General features: G+C 67.8%; 23 protein-coding genes and 1 tRNA gene. 15 read left to right on the forward strand and 9 right to left on the reverse strand.

All coding sequences use genetic code 11. The features are described from left to right. Positions 1-1179 (forward strand): tyrosine-type recombinase/integrase, encoded by a 1179-nt coding sequence (locus tag AC0685_RS03645; protein ID WP_478224114.1) that lies wholly within the window; start codon positions 1-3, stop codon positions 1177-1179. Positions 1180-1273: 94 nt separating this feature from the next. Here AC0685_RS03645 and AC0685_RS03650 read toward each other — a convergent pair. Continuing rightward, positions 1274-1344: transfer RNA gene (locus AC0685_RS03650), tRNA-Gly, on the reverse strand. Positions 1345-1455: 111 nt separating this feature from the next. Here AC0685_RS03650 and AC0685_RS03655 point away from each other — a divergent pair. Together AC0685_RS03655 and dcd are read left to right on the forward strand one after the other, a co-directional pair. Next, positions 1456-2661 (forward strand): oxygenase MpaB family protein, encoded by a 1206-nt coding sequence (locus AC0685_RS03655; RefSeq protein WP_478224116.1) that lies wholly within the window; start codon positions 1456-1458, stop codon positions 2659-2661. A 13-nt stretch (positions 2662-2674) separates the two neighbouring features. Further along, the gene (gene dcd / locus AC0685_RS03660) at positions 2675-3256 is read left to right on the forward strand and encodes a dCTP deaminase (RefSeq protein ID WP_125679521.1); all 582 of its coding nucleotides are present in this window, start codon (positions 2675-2677) and stop codon (positions 3254-3256) included. Here the strand turns inward: dcd and AC0685_RS03665 are convergent. Then, on the reverse strand, positions 3253-4437 hold the full coding sequence (locus AC0685_RS03665; RefSeq protein WP_478224118.1) for an FAD-dependent oxidoreductase: 1185 nt from the start codon (positions 4435-4437) through the stop codon (positions 3253-3255). The two genes, dcd and AC0685_RS03665, sit on opposite strands and share 4 nt — an antisense overlap. Positions 4438-4510: 73 nt before the next feature. Here AC0685_RS03665 and AC0685_RS03670 point away from each other — a divergent pair, with 73 nt between their 5' ends. Continuing rightward, the gene (locus AC0685_RS03670; RefSeq protein WP_478224119.1) at positions 4511-4969 is read left to right on the forward strand and encodes a MarR family winged helix-turn-helix transcriptional regulator; all 459 of its coding nucleotides are present in this window, start codon (positions 4511-4513) and stop codon (positions 4967-4969) included. A gap of 121 nt (positions 4970-5090) precedes the next feature. Beyond that, on the forward strand, positions 5091-5783 hold the full coding sequence (locus tag AC0685_RS03675) for a CAP domain-containing protein (protein ID WP_478224456.1): 693 nt from the start codon (positions 5091-5093) through the stop codon (positions 5781-5783). On the opposite strand, the gene AC0685_RS03680 is transcribed toward AC0685_RS03675, so the two are convergent. The 3 genes from AC0685_RS03680 to AC0685_RS03690 form a co-directional block, all read right to left on the reverse strand. Continuing rightward, the gene (locus tag AC0685_RS03680; protein WP_478224121.1) at positions 5777-6760 is read right to left on the reverse strand and encodes a cation diffusion facilitator family transporter; all 984 of its coding nucleotides are present in this window, start codon (positions 6758-6760) and stop codon (positions 5777-5779) included. The genes AC0685_RS03675 and AC0685_RS03680 overlap by 7 nt on opposite strands. Positions 6761-6790: 30 nt before the next feature. Then, positions 6791-7303 (reverse strand): DUF742 domain-containing protein, encoded by a 513-nt coding sequence (locus tag AC0685_RS03685; RefSeq protein ID WP_478224122.1) that lies wholly within the window; start codon positions 7301-7303, stop codon positions 6791-6793. Positions 7304-7462: 159 nt separating this feature from the next. Beyond that, on the reverse strand, positions 7463-9757 hold the full coding sequence (locus AC0685_RS03690) for a (Fe-S)-binding protein (RefSeq protein ID WP_478224124.1): 2295 nt from the start codon (positions 9755-9757) through the stop codon (positions 7463-7465). 152 nt (positions 9758-9909) lie between these two features. Here AC0685_RS03690 and AC0685_RS03695 point away from each other — a divergent pair, with 152 nt between their 5' ends. From AC0685_RS03695 to AC0685_RS03705, 3 genes are read left to right on the forward strand one after another with little or no spacing between them, the layout of a single operon-like run. Then, the gene (locus tag AC0685_RS03695) at positions 9910-10236 is read left to right on the forward strand and encodes a DMT family transporter (RefSeq protein WP_125679527.1); all 327 of its coding nucleotides are present in this window, start codon (positions 9910-9912) and stop codon (positions 10234-10236) included. Next, complete coding sequence (locus AC0685_RS03700) at positions 10237-10797, forward strand: TetR/AcrR family transcriptional regulator (protein ID WP_126736128.1); 561 nt, start codon at positions 10237-10239, stop codon at positions 10795-10797. A gap of 22 nt (positions 10798-10819) precedes the next feature. Continuing rightward, positions 10820-11254, forward strand: a complete 435-nt coding sequence (locus tag AC0685_RS03705; protein ID WP_478224125.1) for a GNAT family N-acetyltransferase — start codon at positions 10820-10822, stop codon at positions 11252-11254. A 76-nt stretch (positions 11255-11330) separates the two neighbouring features. Here AC0685_RS03705 and AC0685_RS03710 read toward each other — a convergent pair whose 3' ends face one another. Beyond that, positions 11331-11870: a YbhB/YbcL family Raf kinase inhibitor-like protein gene (locus AC0685_RS03710; RefSeq protein ID WP_478224127.1), complete on the reverse strand. Its 540-nt coding sequence runs from the start codon at positions 11868-11870 to the stop codon at positions 11331-11333. A 161-nt stretch (positions 11871-12031) separates the two neighbouring features. On the opposite strand from AC0685_RS03710, the gene AC0685_RS03715 reads away from it, so the two are divergent. The 7 genes from AC0685_RS03715 (at position 12032) to AC0685_RS03745 (ending at position 19211) form a co-directional block, all read left to right on the forward strand. Then, positions 12032-12799 (forward strand): DUF4097 family beta strand repeat-containing protein, encoded by a 768-nt coding sequence (locus AC0685_RS03715; RefSeq protein ID WP_478224128.1) that lies wholly within the window; start codon positions 12032-12034, stop codon positions 12797-12799. A 27-nt stretch (positions 12800-12826) separates the two neighbouring features. Next, positions 12827-13498: a DUF4097 family beta strand repeat-containing protein gene (locus AC0685_RS03720; RefSeq protein ID WP_478224130.1), complete on the forward strand. Its 672-nt coding sequence runs from the start codon at positions 12827-12829 to the stop codon at positions 13496-13498. Positions 13499-13583: 85 nt separating this feature from the next. Next, a complete protein-coding gene (locus AC0685_RS03725; protein ID WP_478224131.1) occupies positions 13584-14795 on the forward strand; it encodes an alpha/beta fold hydrolase in 1212 nt (403 codons plus the stop codon). Between the two features lie 134 nt (positions 14796-14929). Then, a complete protein-coding gene (gene dnaK / locus AC0685_RS03730; RefSeq protein ID WP_478224133.1) occupies positions 14930-16801 on the forward strand; it encodes a molecular chaperone DnaK in 1872 nt (623 codons plus the stop codon). Beyond that, on the forward strand, positions 16798-17568 hold the full coding sequence (gene grpE / locus AC0685_RS03735) for a nucleotide exchange factor GrpE (RefSeq protein ID WP_478224134.1): 771 nt from the start codon (positions 16798-16800) through the stop codon (positions 17566-17568). Before dnaK ends, grpE begins: the two co-directional genes overlap by 4 nt. A gap of 33 nt (positions 17569-17601) precedes the next feature. Next, a complete protein-coding gene (dnaJ, locus tag AC0685_RS03740) occupies positions 17602-18777 on the forward strand; it encodes a molecular chaperone DnaJ (RefSeq protein ID WP_478224135.1) in 1176 nt (391 codons plus the stop codon). Positions 18778-18782: 5 nt separating this feature from the next. Further along, positions 18783-19211, forward strand: a complete 429-nt coding sequence (locus AC0685_RS03745) for a heat shock protein transcriptional repressor HspR (RefSeq protein WP_340688519.1) — start codon at positions 18783-18785, stop codon at positions 19209-19211. A gap of 213 nt (positions 19212-19424) precedes the next feature. Here the strand turns inward: AC0685_RS03745 and AC0685_RS03750 are convergent, their stop codons facing one another. The 3 genes from AC0685_RS03750 to AC0685_RS03760 form a co-directional block, all read right to left on the reverse strand. Then, positions 19425-20033 carry a DUF305 domain-containing protein gene (locus tag AC0685_RS03750; RefSeq protein ID WP_478224137.1) on the reverse strand — a complete coding sequence of 203 codons (609 nt, stop codon included), beginning with the start codon at positions 20031-20033 and terminating at the stop codon, positions 19425-19427. Beyond that, a complete protein-coding gene (locus tag AC0685_RS03755) occupies positions 20018-20770 on the reverse strand; it encodes a lytic polysaccharide monooxygenase (protein WP_478224138.1) in 753 nt (250 codons plus the stop codon). The genes AC0685_RS03750 and AC0685_RS03755 overlap by 16 nt, the downstream gene beginning before the upstream one ends. A gap of 160 nt (positions 20771-20930) precedes the next feature. Beyond that, positions 20931-22031: a globin domain-containing protein gene (locus AC0685_RS03760; protein WP_478224457.1), complete on the reverse strand. Its 1101-nt coding sequence runs from the start codon at positions 22029-22031 to the stop codon at positions 20931-20933. Positions 22032-22050 lie beyond the last annotated feature (19 nt).

A 22050-nucleotide genomic window follows, 5' to 3' on the forward strand; every position in this document is an offset into this window, starting at 1 on the left:
ATGGCGAACAAGCGTGGGCATCGTGGTTTCGGGACCGTTCGGCAACTTCCGTCCAAGCGGTGGCAGGCTCGCTATCCCGGTCCGGACGGAATCATGCGACCGGCGCCGGACACGTTCGATACGAAGCGGGCCGCCGAACGCTGGTTGTCTCTGACGGAAACGCAGGTCACGCAAGGTGAGTGGATCGACCCGGAGCGGGCAAAGCGTAAGCTCGGCGAATACGCGGACCAGTGGATCACCCAACGGCCAGGGCTTCGTCCACGCACGGTCGAGCTGTACAAATGGTTGCTGCGTAAGCACATTGCGCCGGAGCTTGGCGGGGTCGAGCTGGGCAAGCTGTCCACGGCGATCATTCGACAGTGGCGTGCCGACCGGCTGACGGTTGGTGTCTCGGAGTCCGTGACGGCCAAGTCCTATCGGCTGCTCCGGGCGATCCTGAATACAGCGGTGGAGGAGGACAAGATCCTGCCTCGTAATCCGTGTCGAGTCCGTGGGGCCGATCGCGAGAATCCGGACGAACGCCCGGTGATCACTGTGGCCCAAGTGTTCGACCTGGCCAGCCGGATGCCGGAGCGCTTCCGCGCTCTGGTGCTCCTCGCCGCGTTCGGGTCGCTGCGGTGGGGTGAGGTGACAGCACTGCGCCGATGTGACGTCGCTGAAGACGCGGGCTGGGTACGGGTGTCGCGTGCGATGGTCGAGGTTCCCGGTCGCGGGCTCGTAGTCGGGCCGCCCAAGTCGAGGGCGGGTGTCCGGACGCTGATCATTCCGGCGGCGGTTCGGCCTGACCTCCTGCGTCACCTGGAGACCTGGGTCAAGCCTGAGCAAGACGCGCTGCTCTTCACGGGTGAGCGGGGTGGGAACGCGGTACGTCGGCCGAACTTCAGCCAGCGGACGAAGTGGGTCGAGGTCGTGGAGAAGATGGGCCTCAAGGGCCTGCACTTCCACGACCTGCGGCACGCCGGGAACATCTGGGCGTCGAAAGCGGGCACGTCGACCAAGGACCTCATGGCGCGGATGGGGCATGACGACATGCGGGCGGCCCTCATCTACCAGCGGGCGACGAGTGAGGCCGACGCGCAGATCGCGGACCGGCTGTCCAAGCTCGTCGACCGACACCACAAGGGCACGTCTCCGGACGACGACGAAGATCAGGACGGCCAACCGGTACCGGTCGGCTAATGGCACGTTAATGGCACGCGAGCGCCAGCGGCCAGACAAAGCGAAAGCCCCAGGTCCTCAGTGGACATCCACTGACCTGGGGCTTTCGCGTGAGAGCGGATGACGGGAATCGAACCCGCGTATTCAGCTTGGGAAGCTGATGTTCTACCATTGAACTACATCCGCAGTGCGTGGCCAGCATACATGGTCCGGATCTCCCCTTGCCAAGCCCCACCCCATCCTTGACGTCGCCCGCGAAAGTGACAACACTTGTTGTCGACCTCGGAGGTGATCCGGATGGGCGAGCGGCTGCCTGATCCCGAACTGTTCCGTCAAGGCGGGTTCCGGGTCGCGTCGAGGTTGTTCATCGAGGGCGACATCAGGGGCGACGAGCGCCAGGTGGCCCGGTTGCGGCGGTTCGCGCAGCGGGAGGATCCGGCGGCCGACGTGCTGGTGCCGCTGTTGCGCGAGGGTGCTCAAGGCCAGTTCGAACAGGCGCTGCGGCAAGGCATCGACAGCGTCGAGAGTCCGCCGGAGGAGCTCGAAGCCTTCTTCCGCGACGTCGAGGCGACGCCGTACTGGGTCGATTCGGACCGGTTGGATCGCGGAGCCCGTGCGATCACGCGCGCCGGGTTGCTCGGTCTGTTCCCGCTCGGCGACGTTTCGCTGATGGGCGGCTACCTCGCGTCGCGCGCCACGAAGGCGCTCGTCGGCACCGGCGAGATCGAGTACAAGGCGGCGCGGCGCCTCGTCGAGACGGCGACGTGGTGGATCCACGTGACGACGCCCGGCGCGCTGGTGCCCGGCGGGCGTGGGTACGAGTCCGCGTTGCGGGTGCGGATCGTGCACGCGCACGTCCGCGCGGCCATGAACCGCCGCAAGGACTGGGATTACGCCGCTTGGGACAAGCCGGTCAACCAGGTCCAGACCGCGGGCACGCTCCTGCTCTTCTCGCTCGTCTACGTCTTCGGCACGCAACTACTCGGGCTCCGCTACAGCGCCCGCGAGCGCGCCGACATCCTGCACCTTTGGCGTTACGTCGGCTGGCTGATGGGCGTCGACGAGGAACTCCTGCCCGCCGGCGAGGACGACGCCTGGCGTCTGCTGTGGCTGCTCGCCACCACCGAGTTCATCCCCGACGACGATTCCAAACGGCTCGCCGCGGCGCTCATGAAGTCCCATGCCGCGATCGGCGAGGGCCGGGGCGCGGTCGGCAAGGTCCTTTCGCACGTTTCGGTCGCCGGGCACGGGGCGATCAGCAGGCTCCTGCTGGGCAAGACCAACGCCGACTTCCTGGAGCTGCCCGACGATCCGCTCGCGCAGGCGACCGTGGTCGCGGTGGCGGGCGTCAACTTCGCCGCCGAGACGGTCCGGCGGGTGGTGCCGGGCGCGACGGCGCTCCAGGAGCTGATCGGGGCCGCCGGACGGCGCCATTATCTCCGGCAGGTCACCAAGGTGTTCGGGCTCGACCCGACCTACGGCAGGCACATGAAGGCCGCTTGACTACGCTGGCCGCGTGCTCCTCAGCGACCGTGACCTCCGTAAAGAGCTCGACGCCGGCCGTCTCGGCGTCGACCCGTTCGACCCGACGATGGTCCAGCCGTCGAGCATCGACGTGCGACTCGACCGCTACTTCCGCGTGTTCGACAACAGCAAGTACACGCATATCGACCCGCAGCTCCAGCAGGACGAGCTGACCTCGCTGGTCGAGAAGGAGGGCGAAGACCCCTTCGTCCTCCACCCCGGCGAGTTCGTCCTCGGCTCCACCTACGAGACCGTCACGCTCGCCGACGACCTCGCCGGCCGTCTGGAGGGCAAGTCCTCCCTCGGCCGCCTCGGGCTGCTCACGCATTCCACCGCGGGCTTCATCGACCCGGGCTTCTCCGGCCACATCACCCTCGAGCTGTCTAACGTGGCGAACCTGCCGATCACGCTCTGGCCGGGGATGAAGATCGGTCAGCTCTGCATCTTCCGCCTGTCCAGCGCGGCGGAGTTCCCGTACGGCTCGAACGAGGCCGGTTCGCGCTACCAGGGGCAGCGGGGTCCGACCCCGAGCCGCGCGTACAAGAACTTCCACCGCGTCGACACCTGGCGCTAAGCGACCGGGGCTTCCCAGTCGATCCGATGCCGCCACATGAAGGCGTTCGGATCCTCCTCCGGCAGGTTCTTGAACGCCCGCGTGAGGAAGAAGTCCCGGATAACCCGTCCGATGGGCCCTGCCGCTTTCGAGTCGCCGTTGCGCTTGCCGCGCTCGACGACCGCTTCGACGCGCTCGCGTCGCAGTCCTTCGTAGACGGCGAGCGCCTTCGGGATCGCGGGCACGTCGCGCAGGCATCGCGCCAGCGTGACGGCGTCCTCGATGGCCATCGCGGCGCCTTGCCCCGCCGCCGGTGAGGTCGCGTGGGCGGCGTCGCCGAGGATGACCATCCGGTCCGTCCGCCAGGCCGGCACGCTCGGGAAGTCGTGCGTCGCCCACGGCCGGTAGATCTCCCGCGTCGCGCGCACGATCTCGACGGCCGGGGTGCGGTCCACCGCCAATTGCCGGATCAGGTCCTCTCGCCAGGTGGTCGGCACGGCGAGGTCGGCCGGAGACGGCTCATGCTTCCGGGGCACGTTCGCGAACCACCAGACGCCGCCGTCCGGGTGGACGATGTGGGTGAAGAACAGCCGCTTGCCGAACGTCATGTGCATGACGCCGGGTTCGTCGTCCAGCCGCAGGCTCTCGGCCACCCCGCCGGTGTTCAGCAGCGGCACGTAGCGCGGTGACGGCGCCCGTGGGTCGATGATCGTCCGCACCCGCGAGCGGAGCCCGTCCGCGCCGATCAGCAGGTCGCCCTCGGCCGTCGAGCCGTCCTCGAAGGTCGCGAGTACACCCGAAGCGGTCTCGCGCGCGTCGGCCAGACGCTTGCCGTAGCGGATCTCGATGCCGCGTCTGACGGCTTCGTCGCGAAGCCCGATGTACAGGGCGGAGCGCAGCACGGTTTGGCTCACGGTGCCGTCCTCGAGCTGTCCACCGAGCGCGAGGTCGGCCAGTTCGCGGCCGTCGCCCAGCCGCATCCTGATCCGTGGCGTGTCGAATCCCAGGCCCTTGACCAGGCCTTTCAAGCCCAGTGGGCCCAACGCGTCGAGTCCGTTCACCGCGAGGGTCAGGAACGCGCCGACGCCCTCGGCGGTCCGGCCGTACGCCTCGTGGATCACCGGCTCGTGGCCCGTCTCGTGCAGTGCGATCGCCGTGATCGTGCCCGCGATACCCCCGCCGGCGATCAGTACCTTCGCCATGTCATTCACTACGTCGAATATCTTAGAAACTAATTCGTTCCGTCGAACTAAAGACTCCGCTAGGCTGGTCGACGTGTCAAGCGAGCGGGCGGAACTGATCGAACGAGTCCTCGGTGGAGCGCGAGCGCTGTCGACGGAGACGGTCATGTTCCACACCGCGATCGCCGAGCAGCGCGGTCTTTCGGCCGTCGAAAGCAAGGTGACCGACTACCTCGCCCGCTTCGGGCCCCAAACACCGAAGGCGCTTTCGCGACTCTCGGGGCTCGCGCCGGCCTCGATCACCGCGCTCATCGACAGGCTCGAGAGCAAGCGGATCGTCACCCGGAAACCGCATCCCGAGGATCGGCGAAAGGTCCTCATCGAGATCGACGGGGCGATGATGGCCTCGGCCGCGCCGCTGTGGGACCACCTGGTGAAGTCGGTCCGTGAGGCCTGCGAGAACTACACGGACGGTGAGCTCGAGACCGTGATCCGGTTCCTCGCCGACGCGGCGGCGATCACGCGCGACTCCACGGGCCGTCTCGGCCGCTGACCGGTATTACTACTTTCGGGGGTATTGCCGTAACCAGTTCGTGATAGTTTTCGGCCCCGTGTCCCCCAATAGAACACGAAGCCGGTTACTGCTTGTCACGCTCAGTGTCCTGCTGGGCGGGGTGATCGCCAGTGCGAGCTACCTGATGGTGACCGATCGGTTCCAGGGCACCGCGCTGAGCAACCTCTCGTTGAGCGTGCCCGACACCAAGGGCAGGCCCGGTGACGCGCTCGCCAAGCCTCCCGCCTACTTCGGCCAGACGTCCGCTCCGGCCCCTGGCGGCCCCGCGTCCGGCTCGCCTGCCCCGACGTCGTCTTCGGCCGCCCCCACGTCTTCCTCCGCGCCGCCGAGTTCGTCCTCCGCCGCGGCCGAGCCGCCCGCTCAGACCTCCGAGGCTCCCAAGCCCACTCCGAGCAAGGCTCAGGAGCCGCCTCGTTCGCAGGACAGCTCGCTCGCCGGGCAGGTCATCGACCTCGTCAACGCCGAGCGCGCCGACGCCGGCTGCTCGCCGGTGGGCAACGAGTCGCATCTCGCCGCCGCCGCGCAGGGCCACAGCGACGACATGTCGGCCCGCAACTACTTCTCGCACACGACACCGGAAGGCGTCACGTTCGACCAGCGCATCCGTGCCGCCGGGTACGACAAGCCCGGTGCCGAGAACATCGCCAAGGGCCAATCGAACGCCGCCAAGGTGATGGACGCCTGGATGAACTCCGAGGGCCACCGCGCGAACATCCTCAATTGCAAGCTGAAGAAGATCGGCGTCGGCGTCAACACCAAGGGCATGTACTGGACGCAGAACTTCGGCTACTGACCCTTGCCCCAGTCGCCGTAGCGGGCGAGCACGGCCGCGCGCAGCTCGGCGTCCGTGCGCGGGACGGGTTCGATGAACACCTCGGTGACGTCGCCGAAGGCCTCCGCCAGTTCGGCCGCCATCCGGACGCAGGCGCGTTCGACCTCCGCGGCGCCGAGTGAATCGTCGAAGTCGACGCGGGCGCAGACGAGCACCTGGTCGGTGCCCATCAGCATGGTCTGCAGGTCGACGACGGCCTCGATCTCGGGTGCGCCCATCAGGTGATCCCGGACCCCGCGCACCAGCCTCGGATCCGCCTGCCTGCCGATCAGCAGGCCGCGGTTGGTGCGCCCGAGCATGTAGGCGACCAGCGCGAGCAGGACACCGATCGCGATCGACGCCGCGCCGTCCCAGACATGCGAGCCGGTGAGCTGGTGCAGCCCGATCCCGGCGAACGCGAGCAGCAAGCCGATCAGCGCGGCCGAGTCCTCGAACAGGACGGTCTTCGGGGCCGGATCGTCGATCATCCGCAGATAGACCGAGACCTTCTGGCCCGACTCCGCGGCGTCGCGCCGCACCTGCCGCACGGCCTGGAACCACGAGACGGACTCGAGGGCGAACGCGATCGCGAGGACGACGTAGCCGACGACCGGATCTGTCTGCTCTGTCGCTTCGCCGAAGACCGTCGAGAAGCCTTCGTAGAGCGCGAACATCGCGCCTGAGGCGAAGATCGACACCGCCGCGAGCAGCGACCAGAAGTACCGCTCCTTGCCGTAGCCGAACGGGTGGACGCGGTCGGCGGGGCGGTCCGACCGTTTCAGCGCGGTCAGCAGGAGGACTTCGGTGATCGTGTCGGCCACCGAGTGCGCGGCTTCCGACAGCATCGCGCCGGAGCCGGTGATGATCCCGGCGATCAGTTTCAGCACGGCGATGGCGAGGTTGACCCCACCCGCCAGCACCACGGTCAGGGTGCTTTCGTCACCGGATTCTTCACTCACCTCGCGTAGCGTAGTGCGAGTGCGGTGATCTCACAGGCGACGCAATCCCTGCAGGACGCGTTCCATCAAGGCGAGTGCCGGATGACCGTCGAATTCAGCTTGCGTTTCATGAACGGTGACCAAACCGAGTTCGGCCATATCACCCAAAAGGACCTTTGCAACGCCGAGTGGAACGCTTAGTGACGCGGCTACTTCGGCGACCGATGTAGGACGCCGGCAGAGCGATCTCACGGAATGGAATTCGATGCTGAACCCCGGCGCGTTCCACGGCGCGTCGTTCCGGATGGAAATCATCGCTTCGATCGCGAAGTTCCGTTTGGACTGGGTGCGTCCGCCCGTGCGGACGTACGGGCGGACGCGCGTGCGACGACGTTCCTGCCGCGGCGGCCGCCGGGCGGCCGGGATGCTGGGGATGGTCGCTTCCTGGGCTATCCTGGCGAATGCCGCGGACGAAGGGACGCGGGCGGGCGGGCGAACGGTCGGCGATCCCGGCATCGCGAGCCGGTGTTCCTTGATCGAGCGGAGTTCGTGCCGGTTGCCCATCGATTTCCTCGCCCCCCTTTTTTTTCGGATCCGTTGCAGCCTATCGCCACGGTGTACCGCCGAACGGGTAACGGGACCGAATGGTCCGTACGCCATAAAACAAAAGGGGACATTCTCTCGCATTATGTGCGAGAGAATGCCCCCTCCGGTTGTGACGTTCTACTTGTCTTCCTCCGGCAGCGGGGTTCCGGTGGCCGTTTCGTCGGTGGGCACGTCGGCCTTTCCGTCGAGTTCGGCGTCCGAGACGGCGTCCAAAGAGGGCGCTCCCGCCGGGACCAGTTGCGGCTCCGGCTTCCGCTTGACGGCGGTCAGCAGCAACTGGGCGACGTCGACGACCTCGACCTTCTCGCTAGCCTGTCCGTCGCTCTGGCGCGCCGTGACGCCGTCGGTGAGCATCACGCGGCAGAACGGGCAACCGGTCGCGATCTTCGAGGGGGCGGTGCCGAGCGCTTCGTCGACGCGCTCGACGTTGATCCGCTTGCCGATCTTCTCTTCCATCCACATCCGCGCGCCACCGGCACCACAGCACATCGAGCGGTCGCCGTGCCGCGGCATCTCGCGCAGCTGCGCGCCCGAAGCGCCGACGAGCTCACGAGGAGCGTCGTAGACCTTGTTGTGGCGGCCCAGGTAGCACGGGTCGTGGTAGGTGACGTCCTCGGCGACCGGGGCCACCGGGGTCAGGTGCTTCTCCCGCACCAGGCGGTTGAGCAGCTGCGTGTGGTGCACGACGTCGAACTGGCCGCCCAGCTCCGGGTACTCGTTCGCGAGGGTGTTGAAGCAGTGGGCACAGGTGACGACCACCTTGCGCGCCTTGCGTTCGCGGCCCTCGAACACCGAGTTCAGGATCTCGACGTTCTGCTGCGCCAGCATCTGGAACAGGAACTCGTTGCCCGCGCGGCGGGCCGGGTCACCGGTGCAGGACTCCTCTGAGCCGAGCACGGTGTACTTGACGCCGGCGATGTGCAGCAGCTCCGCGACGGCGCGCGTGGTCTTTTTCGCGCGGTCCTCGAACGCGCCGGCGCAGCCGACCCAGAAGAGGTACTCGGTGTCGCCGAGGTCGCCGTCGAACACCGGCACCTCGAAGTCCAGGTCCTCGGTCCAGGCGAGCCGGTCCTTGGCGTTCTGGCCCCACGGGTTGCCCTTGTTCTCCAGGTTCTTGAACATCCCGTTGAGCTCGCTGGGGAACGCGGACTCGATCATCACCTGGTAGCGGCGCATGTCGACGATGTGGTCGACGTGCTCGATGTCCACCGGGCACTGCTCGACACACGCTCCACAGGAAGTGCAGGACCACAGCACCTCGGGGTCGATGACGCCACCGTCGCCGCCGATGAGGGCCTTCTGGGACTCCGCGATCGCGAGGACGTCGATACCGGCGTACATGTTGTCGCCGGACAAGCCGACCTCGTCGCCGGCCATGTCGCGCTTGCCGCCCGCGAGCAGGTACGGCGCCTTCGCGTAGGCGTGGTCGCGAAGCTGTGTGATGAGCAGCTTAGGCGAAAGCGGCTTGCCGGTGTTCCACGCGGGACACTGCGACTGGCAGCGGCCGCATTCGGTGCAGGTGGAGAAGTCCAGCCAGCCCTTCCAGCTGAAGTCCTCGATCTTGCCGACGCCGAAGGTGTCTTCGTCCGGGTCCGCCTCTTCAAGGTCGAGCACCTTGCCGTTGCTCATCATCGGCTTGAGCGCGCCCAGCGCGACGCCGCCGTCGTCCTCGCGCTTGAAGTAGATGTTGAAGAAGGCGCTGAACCGGTGCCAGGCGATGCCCATGGTCATCGTGCGCGCGATGACGATCAGCCAGATCGTGGCGCTCATCAGCTTGACGAACGCGAACACCGACACCAGGTTCGGGCTGGCGGGCAGCAGCTCACCGATCGGGTGCGAGACGAACGCGGCCCAGATCGGGGTTTCGTGGACGTTCAGCGCGGACTTCGCGGCGCGGACGCCGATGATGCCGATGCCCTCGATGAGCACGACGGCCTCGATGAAGTACGCCCACTTGAAGTTGGAGCCCTGGAAGCGGGACTGCCGGTCGGCGCGGCGCGGGTGGTTCTTCTGGCGGACCCAGATCAACACCAGGATGCCGACGATCGTGCCGACCCCGAGCAGTTCCATGAGCAGCTGGAACAGCGACCAGTCGTCGAGGATGGGCCAGCCCCAGGTCGGGACGAAGACCTCGCCGTACGCCTCGAACAGGGCGAGCGACCCGATCAGGAAGCCCCACATGACCAGCCAGTGCGCCGGGCCGACGCTCTTGACCTTGTTCATCCGGGTGTGCGCGGCGAATTCCTTGATCAGGGTCTTCATGCGCGGGATGAACGGGCCGTTGCGGGTCGAGTCCGGCTGACCGAGGCGGATCACCCGCACGAAGCGGGCGATGGTCGCGAAGAACATTCCCCAGGCGACGACGCCGAGCAGGACCGCGATCCCGCCGAGCGTCAGCTGTACAGCGCCCATCGTCGGGTGCCTTTCGTCCGAGTGAAGCTGTGGTGGTGGAGGCAGACTAATGCTTCTTACTGATGGGTAACCCACTGACCGCGCCCAAGTCCCACCGATGTGGTGTACGCCTCTCTTTGTTTTAAGACGATCGTCCAGGTAGTTTTTGTGACATGGGTGCGTACCTTCTCCTCGCTTTGGCCATCGCCGCGGAGGTGTCCGCGACGGTGTCGTTGAAACTTTCCGAGGGCTTCAGCAAGGTGGGCCCGTCGATCGTCGTGGTCGTCGGATACGCCGTCGCGTTCGTCGCGCTCGCGTACGTGCTTAAGGCGGGCGTTCCGGTGAGCATCGCCTACGCGATCTGGGCCGCGGCCGGGGTCGCGCTGGTGGCGGCCGTCGGCATCGTGTTCTTCAAGGAGCCGGTCAACCTGTCCGTGATCGCCGGGCTGGTGCTGGTGATCGGCGGTGTCGTGTTGATCGAGGCAGGAGGCGCGCACTAAGTGAAGATCCAGGTCGACGGCCGGAAGGCCAGGGGCGAGAAGCGGCGCGAGGAGATCATCGCGGCCGCGCTGCGGGTGATCGAACGCGACGGAGTCGCCGGTGTCACCCATCGGACGGTCGCCGCCGAGGCGGGCGTGCCGACGGCTTCGACCACCTATCACTTCTCGAGCCTCGACGACCTGCTGATCGCCACCCTCATCTCGTGCGCGAGGGATATGGCGACCGAGGTTTACTGGATGATCGACCGCGCCCGCTCCCGGGGCAGCCGCGGCGCGGAGGAGGTCGCCGGTCTGCTCGCGGAGGCGTTGGGCCCGCGTCGCGGGCGGACGATGGCGGAGTACGAGCTGTACCTGCTGGCTGCGCGTAAACCCGAACTGCGGCCCGCCGCCCGGCGCTGGCTGGACGTGCTCACCTCGATGGTCCGGCACGACGACGAGGTCGCGTTCCGGGTGTTCCTCGCCGGGATCGACGGCCTGCTGATCCAGGGCCTCATCGACGACGAACCGCCGTCGGCCGACGAGCTGCGGCCGGTGGTGGACTACCTGCTGAAACCTCGTTGACCTGCTGGGTAGCGTTCGGATCATGAGGACTGTCGGCGCGTACGAACTGGATGACGACCCGGCTCGGGTGGACCTCGACGTGGTGTGGAAGTGCCTGTCCACCGAGGTCTACTGGGGCAAGTGGCGAGACCGCGAGCAGGTCGAGAAGGTCTTCCGGAACGCGTGGCGGGTCGTCGGCGCGTACGAGACTTCGAGCGGCCGGCTGGTCGGGTTCGCGCGGGCGTTCTCGGACACCATCGGCAGCGCGTACCTCGCGGACGTCTTCGTCGTCGACGAGGCGCGCGGCGCGGGGCTCGGCAAGGAACTGGTCCGGGAGATGATCGACAACGGACCGGGTGCGGAGTTCCGGTGGATGCTGCACACCGCCGACGCGCACGGTTTGTACCGGCGGTTCGGCTTCGGCGACCCGCCCGAGGGGCAGTACATGGAGCGGAACCGGGCGAACGGGCAGGTCTAGCGAGAGCGGCCAAAGTCCGTGAAGGCCTCCTTCCCTACCCTGAGAGTAGGGAAGGAGGCCTTCACGGAAAGCCGGTTCAGCCCTTGTTCTCGTGCAGGGCCGTGAGCGATGCCCGGGCGATGGCGTGGCTGAAGAGGTTGAAGCCAAGGAAAGCCGGCGTGGCGTCTTCGCCGACTTCCAGCTTTTCGACGTCGACGGCGTGCACCGTGAAGATGTACCGGTGCGGCCCGTGTCCGGGCGGCGGGGCGGCGCCGAGGAACCGCTTCACGCCACCGTCCCCCTTCAGGGTGACAGCGCCCTCCGGCAGACCGGAGCCCGTCTCGTCACCCGCGTTCGCGGCCAGCGCCGTGACCGACGCGGGGATGTCGAACACCGCCCAGTGCCAGAACCCGCTCGCCGTCGGGGCGTCCGGGTCGTAGCAGGTCACGGCGAAGCTCTTGGTCCCGTCGGGGAAGCCCTCCCACGACAGTTGCGGGGAACGGTCCTCGCCGCCCGCGCCGAAGATCCCGGAAAGCTGGGGCGTCGGCAGGAAGCCGCCTTCCTCGATGTCGGTGCTGCTCAAGGTGAAGGCAGGCAGATCGGGCAGGAAGTCGTACGGATCGGGTGCCTGCGGCATGCGTCCTCCTGATCGTCGAACAGATGACGGAGCCAGGTTATGACCCCGAGGACCCCGGTGCGGGTTCAGGGATGAATCCGGGGGTTACCCCTATGTCCAACCCGCCGCGCTGCCCTTAGCGTCGAGCTACACGAAAACCTGCTCTGGAGGGACTCAAGACCATGGCGCGCCCACTCCTCGCGATCGGAGGCATCGCGTTGATCGGCGTCGGTGTCCTCACCGGCCTCGGCTGGTGGTGGCCGTCCGACGCGGAGGCCACCTCGGAGGTCACCCAGCCGATCCGCAGCGTGCGCATCGACAACGACGAGGGCCGGGTCAAGATCCGCACCGGCGAGGGGCCAGTCCGGATCCACCAGGAGTTCGAGTACCGCTGGAACAAGCCGGGCGACTCCTTCCGCGTGGAAGGCGACACGCTGGTCCTGGCCGGGTGCGGCACCACCTGCGAGGTCCGCTACGACGTGGTGGTCCCGGCCGGAATCCCGGTCTCGGGCAAGCTGGACTCGGGTGCGCTCGACATCGCCGGAGTGTCCACTGTGGACGTCACGGTCGATTCCGGCGCCGTGTCCGTCACCGACGTGCCGGGCACTGTCAAGGTCCGGTCCGACGCGGGCCGCGTCGAACTGGCGAATATCGGGCAGGCCGTCACCGTGCGGGCGGCTTCCGGTGCCATCAAGGGGGAACGGCTCGGCGGCAACGTCGAGGCTCGCACCGACAGCGGCCGCATCGAACTCGAACTGGTCAAGGGTGCCGACGTCACCGCGCAGACCGACAGCGGTTCGGTCGAGGTCACCGTCCCGGCAGGCGAATACAACGTCACCGGCGGCACCGGCAGCGGCCACCGCGACATCGACGTGAACCAGTCCGGTTCGGCACAGCACAAGCTCGATCTCAACACCGACAGCGGAAGCGTCAAGGTCAAAGCGGCCTGACGGACTTATCGGGGGAAACACTTTCTCATGGGGAACAAAGAAAAGCGCGTCCTCGGCGCGCTCGCTCTCGGCGCGCTGACCGCCTTCGGGATCGTCGGCTGCACAGGGGAATTCCAGCAGAAACTGAGTGACGGCGCGCCCGTCACCGAGCAGGTCACCGCGATCCGGGTGGACGTCCCGGTCGGCGCGGTCACGCTGCGGGTCGAGGACGGCGCGCCCGTCTCGCTGCGCCGCGAAGTGACTTATAACGGCAAGAATCCCGGCAAGACGTACAGCGTCGAGAACGGCACGCTGGTCCTCGGCGGCTGTCAGCAGTGCGGCGTGGACTACGACGTCGTGGTGCCGCGCGAGCTGGCGATCTCCGGGTCCATCGGCACCGGCAAGATCACCCTCGCCCGCGCCGCCTCGGTCGATCTGAAGGGCGACGTCGGCGACTTCAAGGTGATGAACACGTCCGGGCCGGTCAACCTGCGCACCGGCACCGGCGACATCGAGGTCGGTCTCGCGAAGCCGGGCGCGGTCACCGCGAACGCGGAGGTCGGCAAGGTCGTCGTCACCGTTCCCGACGGCGCGTACCAGGTCCGCGCGAAGGCGGAGGTCGGCAAGGTCGAGACCGGCGGCGTCCGGCAGGACCAGGGTTCGGCGAACGTCCTCGACCTCCAGGCCGGCACCGGCTCGATCACGGTGAAGCCTGTATGAAGACGCTCGCCGCGATCACCGCGCTGACCCTGCTGCCGCTTTCCGCGCTGCCCGCGTCCGCCGCGCCAGGGATCGACTGGAAGCCGTGCGCGACCGAGTACGCGCCGACACTGGAATGCGCGAGCCTGCCGGTGAGCGATGGCTTTCGATCGCGCTGGCGAAACTGCCCGCGACCGATCCCACGCGGCGCGTCGGTTCGCTGTTGACCAATCCGGGCGGGCCGGGCGGTGCCGGTGTCACCGTGCTGAAGTACGGCGGCCGCGGTTTCGCGCTGGATCAGCCGGAAATGGCCGAAGTGCGGCAGCGGTTCGACGTCATCGGGTTCGACCCGCGCGGCGTCGGCGACAGCGGGCCCGCGATCACCTGCGGGCCGGGTCTGCACGATCCGGCGATCAGCCGATTCCCGCGGAGCCGCGCGGACTACGACAAGCTCCTCGCGCACAACCGCGCTTCGGGCGGCGAATGTCTGAACAGGACCGGTCCCGGATTGTCCTCTGTGGACACTTGGCGGGCCGCGGGCGACATCGAAGCGATCCGTGTCGCCCTCGGCGAGCCGAAGGTGAACTGGCTCGGCGTCTCCTACGGTTCCGAACTCGGTGCCGTGTACGCGGAGAAGTACCCGAAGCGCGTCCGGACGACGGTGCTCGACGGCGCGGTCGACCACTCGCGGCCGACCAGGCAGGCGATCCTCGAAGAGGCCGTCGCGACCGAAAGTGCGCTCAAGGACTTCGCGAAGTGGTGCACGACGTCGGCAGACTGCGCGCTTCGCGGCAAGGACGTCCTCGCCGCTTACGACGCGCTGATGCGGACGCCCGGTGGCGTGCCGTCGAAACAGCTCGGGCGGAATGTGACCGCCGAGGAGATGGCGGCCGGCGTCTACGGCAGCCTCATCCTTCCCGCGTTCTGGCCGGACCTCGCGAAGGCGATCGAGGCCGCGACGGCGGGGAACGCGGACGGACTGCTTCCGTACTCCCAGCTCGACCCGTCCTACGGCGCGTATCGTGCGATCGGCTGTCACGACTTCGGCTCGCCGTTCACCTCCTACGCCGACATGCTGGCGATGCAGGGACTGGTGAAGACCCTCTCGCCGCACGGCTGGCGGTACTCGGAGTTCTGGGACATGGCGAGCGGGTGCGCGGGCTGGCCGGTGCCTTCGGCGGGAGGTGACGTGCATGCGGTGTGCGCCCTGGCAGCGCGAGCGCGGTCGCGCGATAGAGAACACTGCGAGCGGCGTCACACCCGCTCCGGGCACGGTCTGCCGGTAGTCCGGGAACAAGACGATCGTGCCGCACGTTGAGCCGGATGCAAGGTTGAGTGAGGGTGACTCAAGTCCGGCTTGACGGAAGCCCCACCATCCCGATACAACTTGCGTTGAGCCCACTCAAGGTGGGCCGAAACGTGCAGGTCACGAACTAGCAGGAGGATCACACCATGGCGCGAGCGGTCGGCATCGACCTCGGCACGACCAACTCGGTCGTCGCTGTCCTTGAGGGCGGCGAGCCGACGGTCATCGCCAACTCGGAAGGTTCACGCACCACCCCGTCCATCGTCGCCTTCGCCAAGAACGGCGAAGTGCTGACCGGCCAGCCGGCGAAGAACCAGGCCGTGACGAACGTCGACCGGACCATCCGGTCGGTCAAGCGGCACATCGGTACCGACTGGAAGACCGAGATCGACGGCAAGGCCTACACCTCGCAGGAGATCAGCGCCCGCGTGCTGATGAAGCTCAAGCGCGACGCCGAGGCGTACCTGGGCGAGACCATCACCGACGCGGTCATCACCGTCCCCGCCTACTTCGAGGACGCGCAGCGGCAGGCCACCAAGGAGGCCGGGCAGATCGCCGGCCTGAACGTGCTCCGCATCGTCAACGAGCCCACCGCGGCGGCGCTGGCGTACGGCCTCGACAAGGGCGAGAAGGAACAGACCATCCTGGTCTTCGACCTCGGTGGCGGTACGTTCGACGTCTCGCTGCTGGAGATCGGCGAGGGTGTCGTCGAGGTCCGCGCGACCTCCGGTGACAACCACCTCGGCGGTGACGACTGGGACGAGCGCATCGTCACCTGGCTGGTCGACAAGTTCAAGTCGTCCAACGGCATCGACCTCACCAAGGACAAGATGGCGCTCCAGCGCATCCGTGAGGCCGCCGAGAAGGCGAAGATCGAGCTCTCCAGCTCGAACTCGGCCAGCATCAACCTGCCGTACATCACGGTGGACGCGGACAAGAACCCGCTGTTCCTCGACGAGCAGCTCTCCCGCGCCGAGTTCCAGAAGATCACCTCGGACCTGCTCGAGCGCACCCGCAAGCCGTTCAACAACGTCATCCGTGACGCGGGTGTCGCCGTCGGCGACATCGACCACGTCGTGCTCGTGGGTGGTTCCACCCGCATGCCCGCCGTGTCCGAGCTGGTCAAGGAGCTGACCGGCGGCCGCGAGCCGAACAAGGGCGTCAACCCGGACGAGGTCGTCGCCGTCGGCGCGGCGCTGCAGGCCGGTGTGCTCAAGGGCGAGGTCAAGGACGTCCTCCTGCTCGACGTGACCCCGCTTTCGCTGGGCATCGAGACCAAGGGCGGCGTGTTCACCAAGCTCATCGAGCGCAACACCACGATCCCGACCAAGCGTTCGGAGATCTTCTCCACCGCGGACGACAACCAGCCCTCGGTGCAGATCCAGGTGTTCCAGGGTGAGCGCGAGATCGCGGCGCACAACAAGAAGCTCGGCATGTTCGAGCTGACCGGTCTCCCGCCCGCCCCGCGTGGCGTGCCGCAGATCGAGGTCACCTTCGACATCGACGCCAACGGCATCGTGCACGTCCTCGCGAAGGACCTCGGCACGAACAAGGAGCAGTCGATGACGATCACCGGTGGCTCCGCGCTGCCGAAGGACGACATCGAGCGCATGGTCAAGGACGCCGAGGCGCACGCAGAGGAGGACAAGCAGCGCCGCGAGGAGGCGGAGACCCGCAACCAGGCGGAGACGCTGGTCTACCAGACCGAGAAGTTCGTCAAGGACAACGAGGACAAGCTGCCCGACGAGCTCAAGGGCAAGGTGAAGTCCGCGATCGACGAGGCCAACGAGGCGCTCAAGGGCACCGACTCGGCGAAGATCCGCGAGTCCATCGAGAAGCTGAACACGGCTTCCCAGGAGCTGGGCACCGCGCTCTACGCCAACGCCACCCCGGGCGCCGAAGGTGCCGCCGGTGATGGTGCCGCCGGTGCGGCGGGCGCGGGTGCCGGTTCGCAGGCCAAGGCGGACGACGTCGTCGACGCCGAGATCGTCGAAGAGGACGAGAAGGACAAGAAGTGACCGGACGCTACGACGAAACCGAGGGCCGGGGCCCGGACGAACCGGTGGTCGTGCGGGACCGTAGGCGGATCGATCCGCTGACCGGTGAGGTCCGCACGGCCGCCCCGGCGACCGAGCCCAAGGATGGTCCGAAGCACGCCGCTCCGACCGAAGAGCCGGCTGTCCCGACGGAGCCGGAGCCCGCCGCACACGCGGGCCCCGGCCTCGGGGAGTCCATTGTGGACGACTCGGTGTCGGTGGCCACCGGACTGGAGAAGGAGCTGGCGGAACGCACCGCCGACCTCCAGCGTCTTCAGGCGGAGTACGCCAACTACCGCAAGCGCGTCGACCGTGACCGCGAGCAGGTCGTCTCCGGCGCGAAGGCGTCGGTCGTCAACGATCTGCTCCCGCTGCTCGACGACCTCGAGCGCGCGGAGCAGCACGGCGATCTGACGGGCGCCTTCAAGGCGGTCGGCGAGAAGCTGGTCGGCAGCCTGCAGCGGTCGGGCCTCGAGCCGTTCGGCGCCGAGGGCGAGCCCTTCGACCCGAGCGTCCACGAGGCGGTCCAGCACAGCACGTCGCCGGACGTCACCGGGCCGACGGTCACCACGGTCATGCGCCGCGGATACCGCTTCGGCGAACGCGTGCTGCGCGCGGCGCTGGTCGGGGTCACCGACCACGAGCCGGGCGCGGCTCCCGCGCCGTCGGCGCAGGACGCCCCGGTGGACCCGCCCGTCGGTGGCGAGCTGCCGCTCGAGGGCGAACTTTTCGATGAGAACAACCGCTGATCGGCGATACGGCGTGAAAGGAGGAGACGTTCGGTGAGTGCACGGGAATGGATCGGTAAGGACTTCTACCGTGAGCTGGGCGTCTCCTCCGACGCCACTGCGGACGAGATCAAGAAGGCCTATCGCAAGCTGGCCAAGGAGAACCACCCCGACGCCAACGCGGGCAACGCGGAGGCCGAGAAGAAGTTCAAGGCGGTCTCCGAGGCGTACGGCGTTCTTTCCGACACGTCCAAGCGCAAGGAGTACGACGAGGCTCGGCGCCTCTTCGGCTCCGGCGGTCCCGGCGGCTTCGGCTTCCCGGGGGCCGGCGGTGGCGGCGGCGGTTTCGACGTCGGCGACATCTTCGGCCAGGCGGGTCAGCAGCAGGGCGGCTTCGGCGGTCTCGGCGACATCCTCGGCGGGCTCTTCGGCCGTCGCGGCGGCGCGGCCGGTGCCACGGCGAACCGGCCGCAGCGCGGCGCGGACGTGGAGACCGACGTCCGGATCGATTTCGCCGAGGCGGTCAAGGGCGCGACCCTGCCGCTGCGGCTGTCGAGCCCGGCGACCTGTTCCACCTGCGGCGGCAACGGCGCGAAGCCGGGGACTTCCCCGAGGACGTGCGCGACCTGCCAGGGCAGCGGGCTGGTCAGCCGGAGCCAGGGCGCGTTCGCGTTCTCGGAGCCGTGCCGTGACTGCCGCGGCCGCGGCACGATCATCGACGACCCCTGCCCGGAATGCGCGGGCGAGGGCATCAGCACCCGCACCCGCACGCTGACCGTGCGGATCCCGCCGGGCGTCGCCGACGACCAGCGGATCCGGCTGGCAGGCCAGGGTGAACCGGGCCGTGGCGGCGCGCAGCCGGGCGATCTGTACGTCCGCGTGCACGTCGCTCCGCACGCGGTGTTCGGGCGCAAGGACCTCGACCTGACGATCACCGTGCCGGTGTCCTTCACGGAGCTGGCTCTCGGCGGCACGATCACCGTGCCGACGCTCGAGGGCAAGGTCTCGCTGAAGGTGCCGCAGGGCACAGCGAGCGGTCGCGTGCTCCGGGTGCGCGGCAAGGGAATCGCGAAACGCGACGGCTCGCAGGGCGATCTGCTGGTCACCCTGCAGGCGGCCATCCCGGCCAAATTGGACGACAAGGCCCGTGAAGCGCTGGAGGCCTACGCGGAGGCCATGGCCGATCACGATCCGCGACCGGAGATCACCGAACTTCTCGAAGGCAGGTGAGCACGATGTTCGGCGGGCTGCCGCACGGTGCGGACGAGGACACCCCGGTGTTCGTCATTTCGGTGGCGGCGCAGCTTTCCGGCCTGCACGCGCAGACCCTGCGGTCCTACGACCGCCAGGGTCTCGTGTCGCCGGGCCGGACCTCCGGCGGTGGACGGCGTTACTCGATGCGGGACATCGCGTTGCTGCGCGAAGTGCAGCGACTGTCCCAAGAGGACGGTGTCAACCTCGCGGGCATCAAGCGGATCATCGAGCTGGAGAACCAGGTCGACGCGCTCCGCGCGCGAATCGCCGAACTGACCGAAGAGCTCACGGCGGCGTACGTCGCCGCCGAACAGACGGCCGCGGCCGTGCACGCCTCCTACCGCAAGGATCTCGTTCCCTTGCGGCAGCAGACGGCACTCGTGGTCTGGAAGCCCAGAAAACGCAATTAGTCCTCTGAATGCTCCGGGTCACCTTTGAGGTACCTGCTGCGGGTGGGGTCCGGAACGCCACCGCGGCAGCACCTTGCCAAGTACATGAAGGCCCCCTTCCTCGCGCCTAGGTGCAGGAAGGGGGCCTTCATGTACTTCTTCGCAAGGCGGAGGTGGCGGAGCCTGAGCCCAGCGCGCGTGTCGCCTTACCCCGCATTCAGAGGACTAAATGCGTTATTGGCCGGGCACCAGGGTCCGGATCTGCTGGACCTCGCCGGTGCGCGAGTCCATGATCCGCTGGGCCAGCGCCTTCGCCTCCGGGTTCTTGCCGTCCTTCAGCTCGGTCCTCGCCAGCGCGACCCCGTTGTGCTGGTGCGCGACGAAGATGTCGGCGAAGTCGAGGCCGAACTCCGCACCATCCTTTTTGGACAGTGCTTCGAGGAGGCCCTTGTCGGTGAGTCCGTCGCCACCGTGATGGTGGTGCGCGTGCGGATCCGCCGAACCCGTCTCGGGTTTGCCCCAGGCCTTCAGCCAGTTCCGCATGTCGGTGGTCTCGGTCTGCTGCGTCGCCTCGATGGCGGCCGCGAGATTCGTCAGCTCCTGCTTCTGCCCCTGCTTGGCCTTCACCAGTTTGACGATCTCCACGCCCTGGTTGTTGTGGGCGATCATCATCTGCAGGAACATCACGTCGGCGTCGTTGTACGCCGCGGACGCCTCCGCCGACTGGGGGACCGGGGAGATCGGGGCGCCGGCGTTGGGCGGTGAGCCGTCGCCGGCCCCGCAGCCCGCGAGGGCCACGAGGCCGGCGACGAGAACGAGGGCCAGCTTCACTGCCGTGTCCACAGCGCGGGTGTGTTCGGCGGCTCCCAGCCTTGGATCGCCGTATGTGTCATCTGGCACCGGTAAGTGACGCCGCCGTAGGTCACCGTGTTGCCGACCGCGTAGGACGTCCCGGCCGCCCAGGTGCCGCCGGTGGGCGGGTTGGTGGTGCTGGTCGGCGGGTTCGACGTCGTGGGCGGGTTGCTGGTGGTCGGCGGGTTGCTCGTCGTGGGCGGATTGCCGCCGCCGATCTGCAGGTCGATGCAGCTGTAGAAGGCCATCGGCGTGTCCGCGATGTTCCAGATGGCGAGCACCTTCTGGCGGCCGCTGAAGCCGTTCAGGCTCACCGTGTGCGACGTCGGGTCCTTCGGCGCGGAGTTGTTCCCGCTGATGTCGGCGATCTTGGTGCCACCGATGTAGTACTCGTAGTTCGTGGTCCGGTGGTAGGCGGTGAACTTCCAGTTGAAGGTCACGCTGTTGCCGACCGACGCGGCGGGCCACGGCTTCGATTCGTCGTTGAGCTCGGCGAATCCGGGAACGCCGCCGTTGCAGCTGCGGAGCCCCTTGGGGCCTTCGACGCTCTGCGGTTCGTAGACGATGGCACCGCAGCCGGAAACCTTGCCTTGGGCGCAGTTCGCCTGGCGGCTGGGCGGGGACAGTACGTAGCCATGGGCGCTGGCCACCTGCGGGATGGCCACGATGGCGATCGGGGCGAGGATCGCACCGGCGGCGGCTGCCACGAGCTTGCGTTTGACGGTCATGCCGGCTCCTGGGGGATGGAACGACGGTGTTCCCGTGAGGGGGAGCAATGTGGTCTAGACCATAAATCCGCCGGTGACCGCGGTCAATGATTCACTGACCTACTGCTGCGTCAAGCCCAGGTGGAACAGCCGATCGGCCTAATACGAAGGACGCATCGGTTCAGTCCAGGGTGAAGGGGTCGTACTTGATCCGCTCCAGGTCGGTGCCCGCGGCGAGCAGTTTCGCGATCGTCGCCCGGATCATCGGCGGTGACCCGGCGACGTACACGTCGCGCTCCTTCCAAGCGCCGCGCTGGGTGACCGCCGTGGCCAGCGTGCCGCGGTCGCCACCGGCGATGGTGCCTTCCTCGGTCACCGGGGTTACCGTCAGCCAAGGGCAGGTGACGGTGAGCCCGCGGAGTTCGTCGAGTGCGTAGAGGTCTTCCGGACGGCGGCCGCCGAAGAACAGGTGCACCGGAGGGTTGTTCTTCCAGCGCGACATGTCGTCGAGCAGGGCGAGCAGCGGCGCGACGCCGGTGCCGCCGCCGATCATCAGCAGCGGACGTCTTTCCGTGTGGTTCACCGAAAGCGCGCCGAGCGACGGACCGAGGCGCCAGACGTCGCCGAACCGGGTGTGGTGGACGATCGCGCGCGAGACCCAGCCGCCGCGCACGGCGTGCACGTGGAACTCCATCGTTCCGTCTTGGTGCGGCGCGGTGGCGGGCGAGAAGTATCGCCACATGCGCGGCCGCTGCGGGACTTCGACGCTGACGTAGCCGCCGGCCCGATACGGGAGCGGCTGGTCGGTGCGCACCTTGACCACGGCGACGTCGCGGGAGGCGAGGCGGTGCTCGATGACGGTCGCCTTCCACCACGCGGGCCCGGTCTGCTTGCTCGCGGCCTCGCGCATGTGCTTCGAAATGACGCCGTACGCGGTGACCCAGGCGTCTTCCAGTTCCGGTGTCCAGTCGTCCTTCAGGAACCTTTTCAACGCGGCGATCAGCGCGACGCCGACGGCGTCGTAATGGCGGCCGACGACGTCGAACTTCCGGTGGTCACGGCCGAGCTGACCGAGGAACGTGGCCAGCTCGTCGGGCCGGTCCACCATCTGGACGACGTAGACGAGTGCGCGCAGCAAACGATTTCGCTGCGTGGCCATGTTGATCGGGAACAACGCCCTGACATCCGGCGAAACGGAGAAGAGCACGCCGTAGAAGTACTGGGACAGCTCCTCGGCCTTCGTTTCGACGGCGGCGAAACTCTCCCTGATGAGCTTGGCCATCGCGACGGTCTTGTCCGCC

It is taken from the genome of Amycolatopsis sp. NPDC043889, assembly GCF_056435645.1.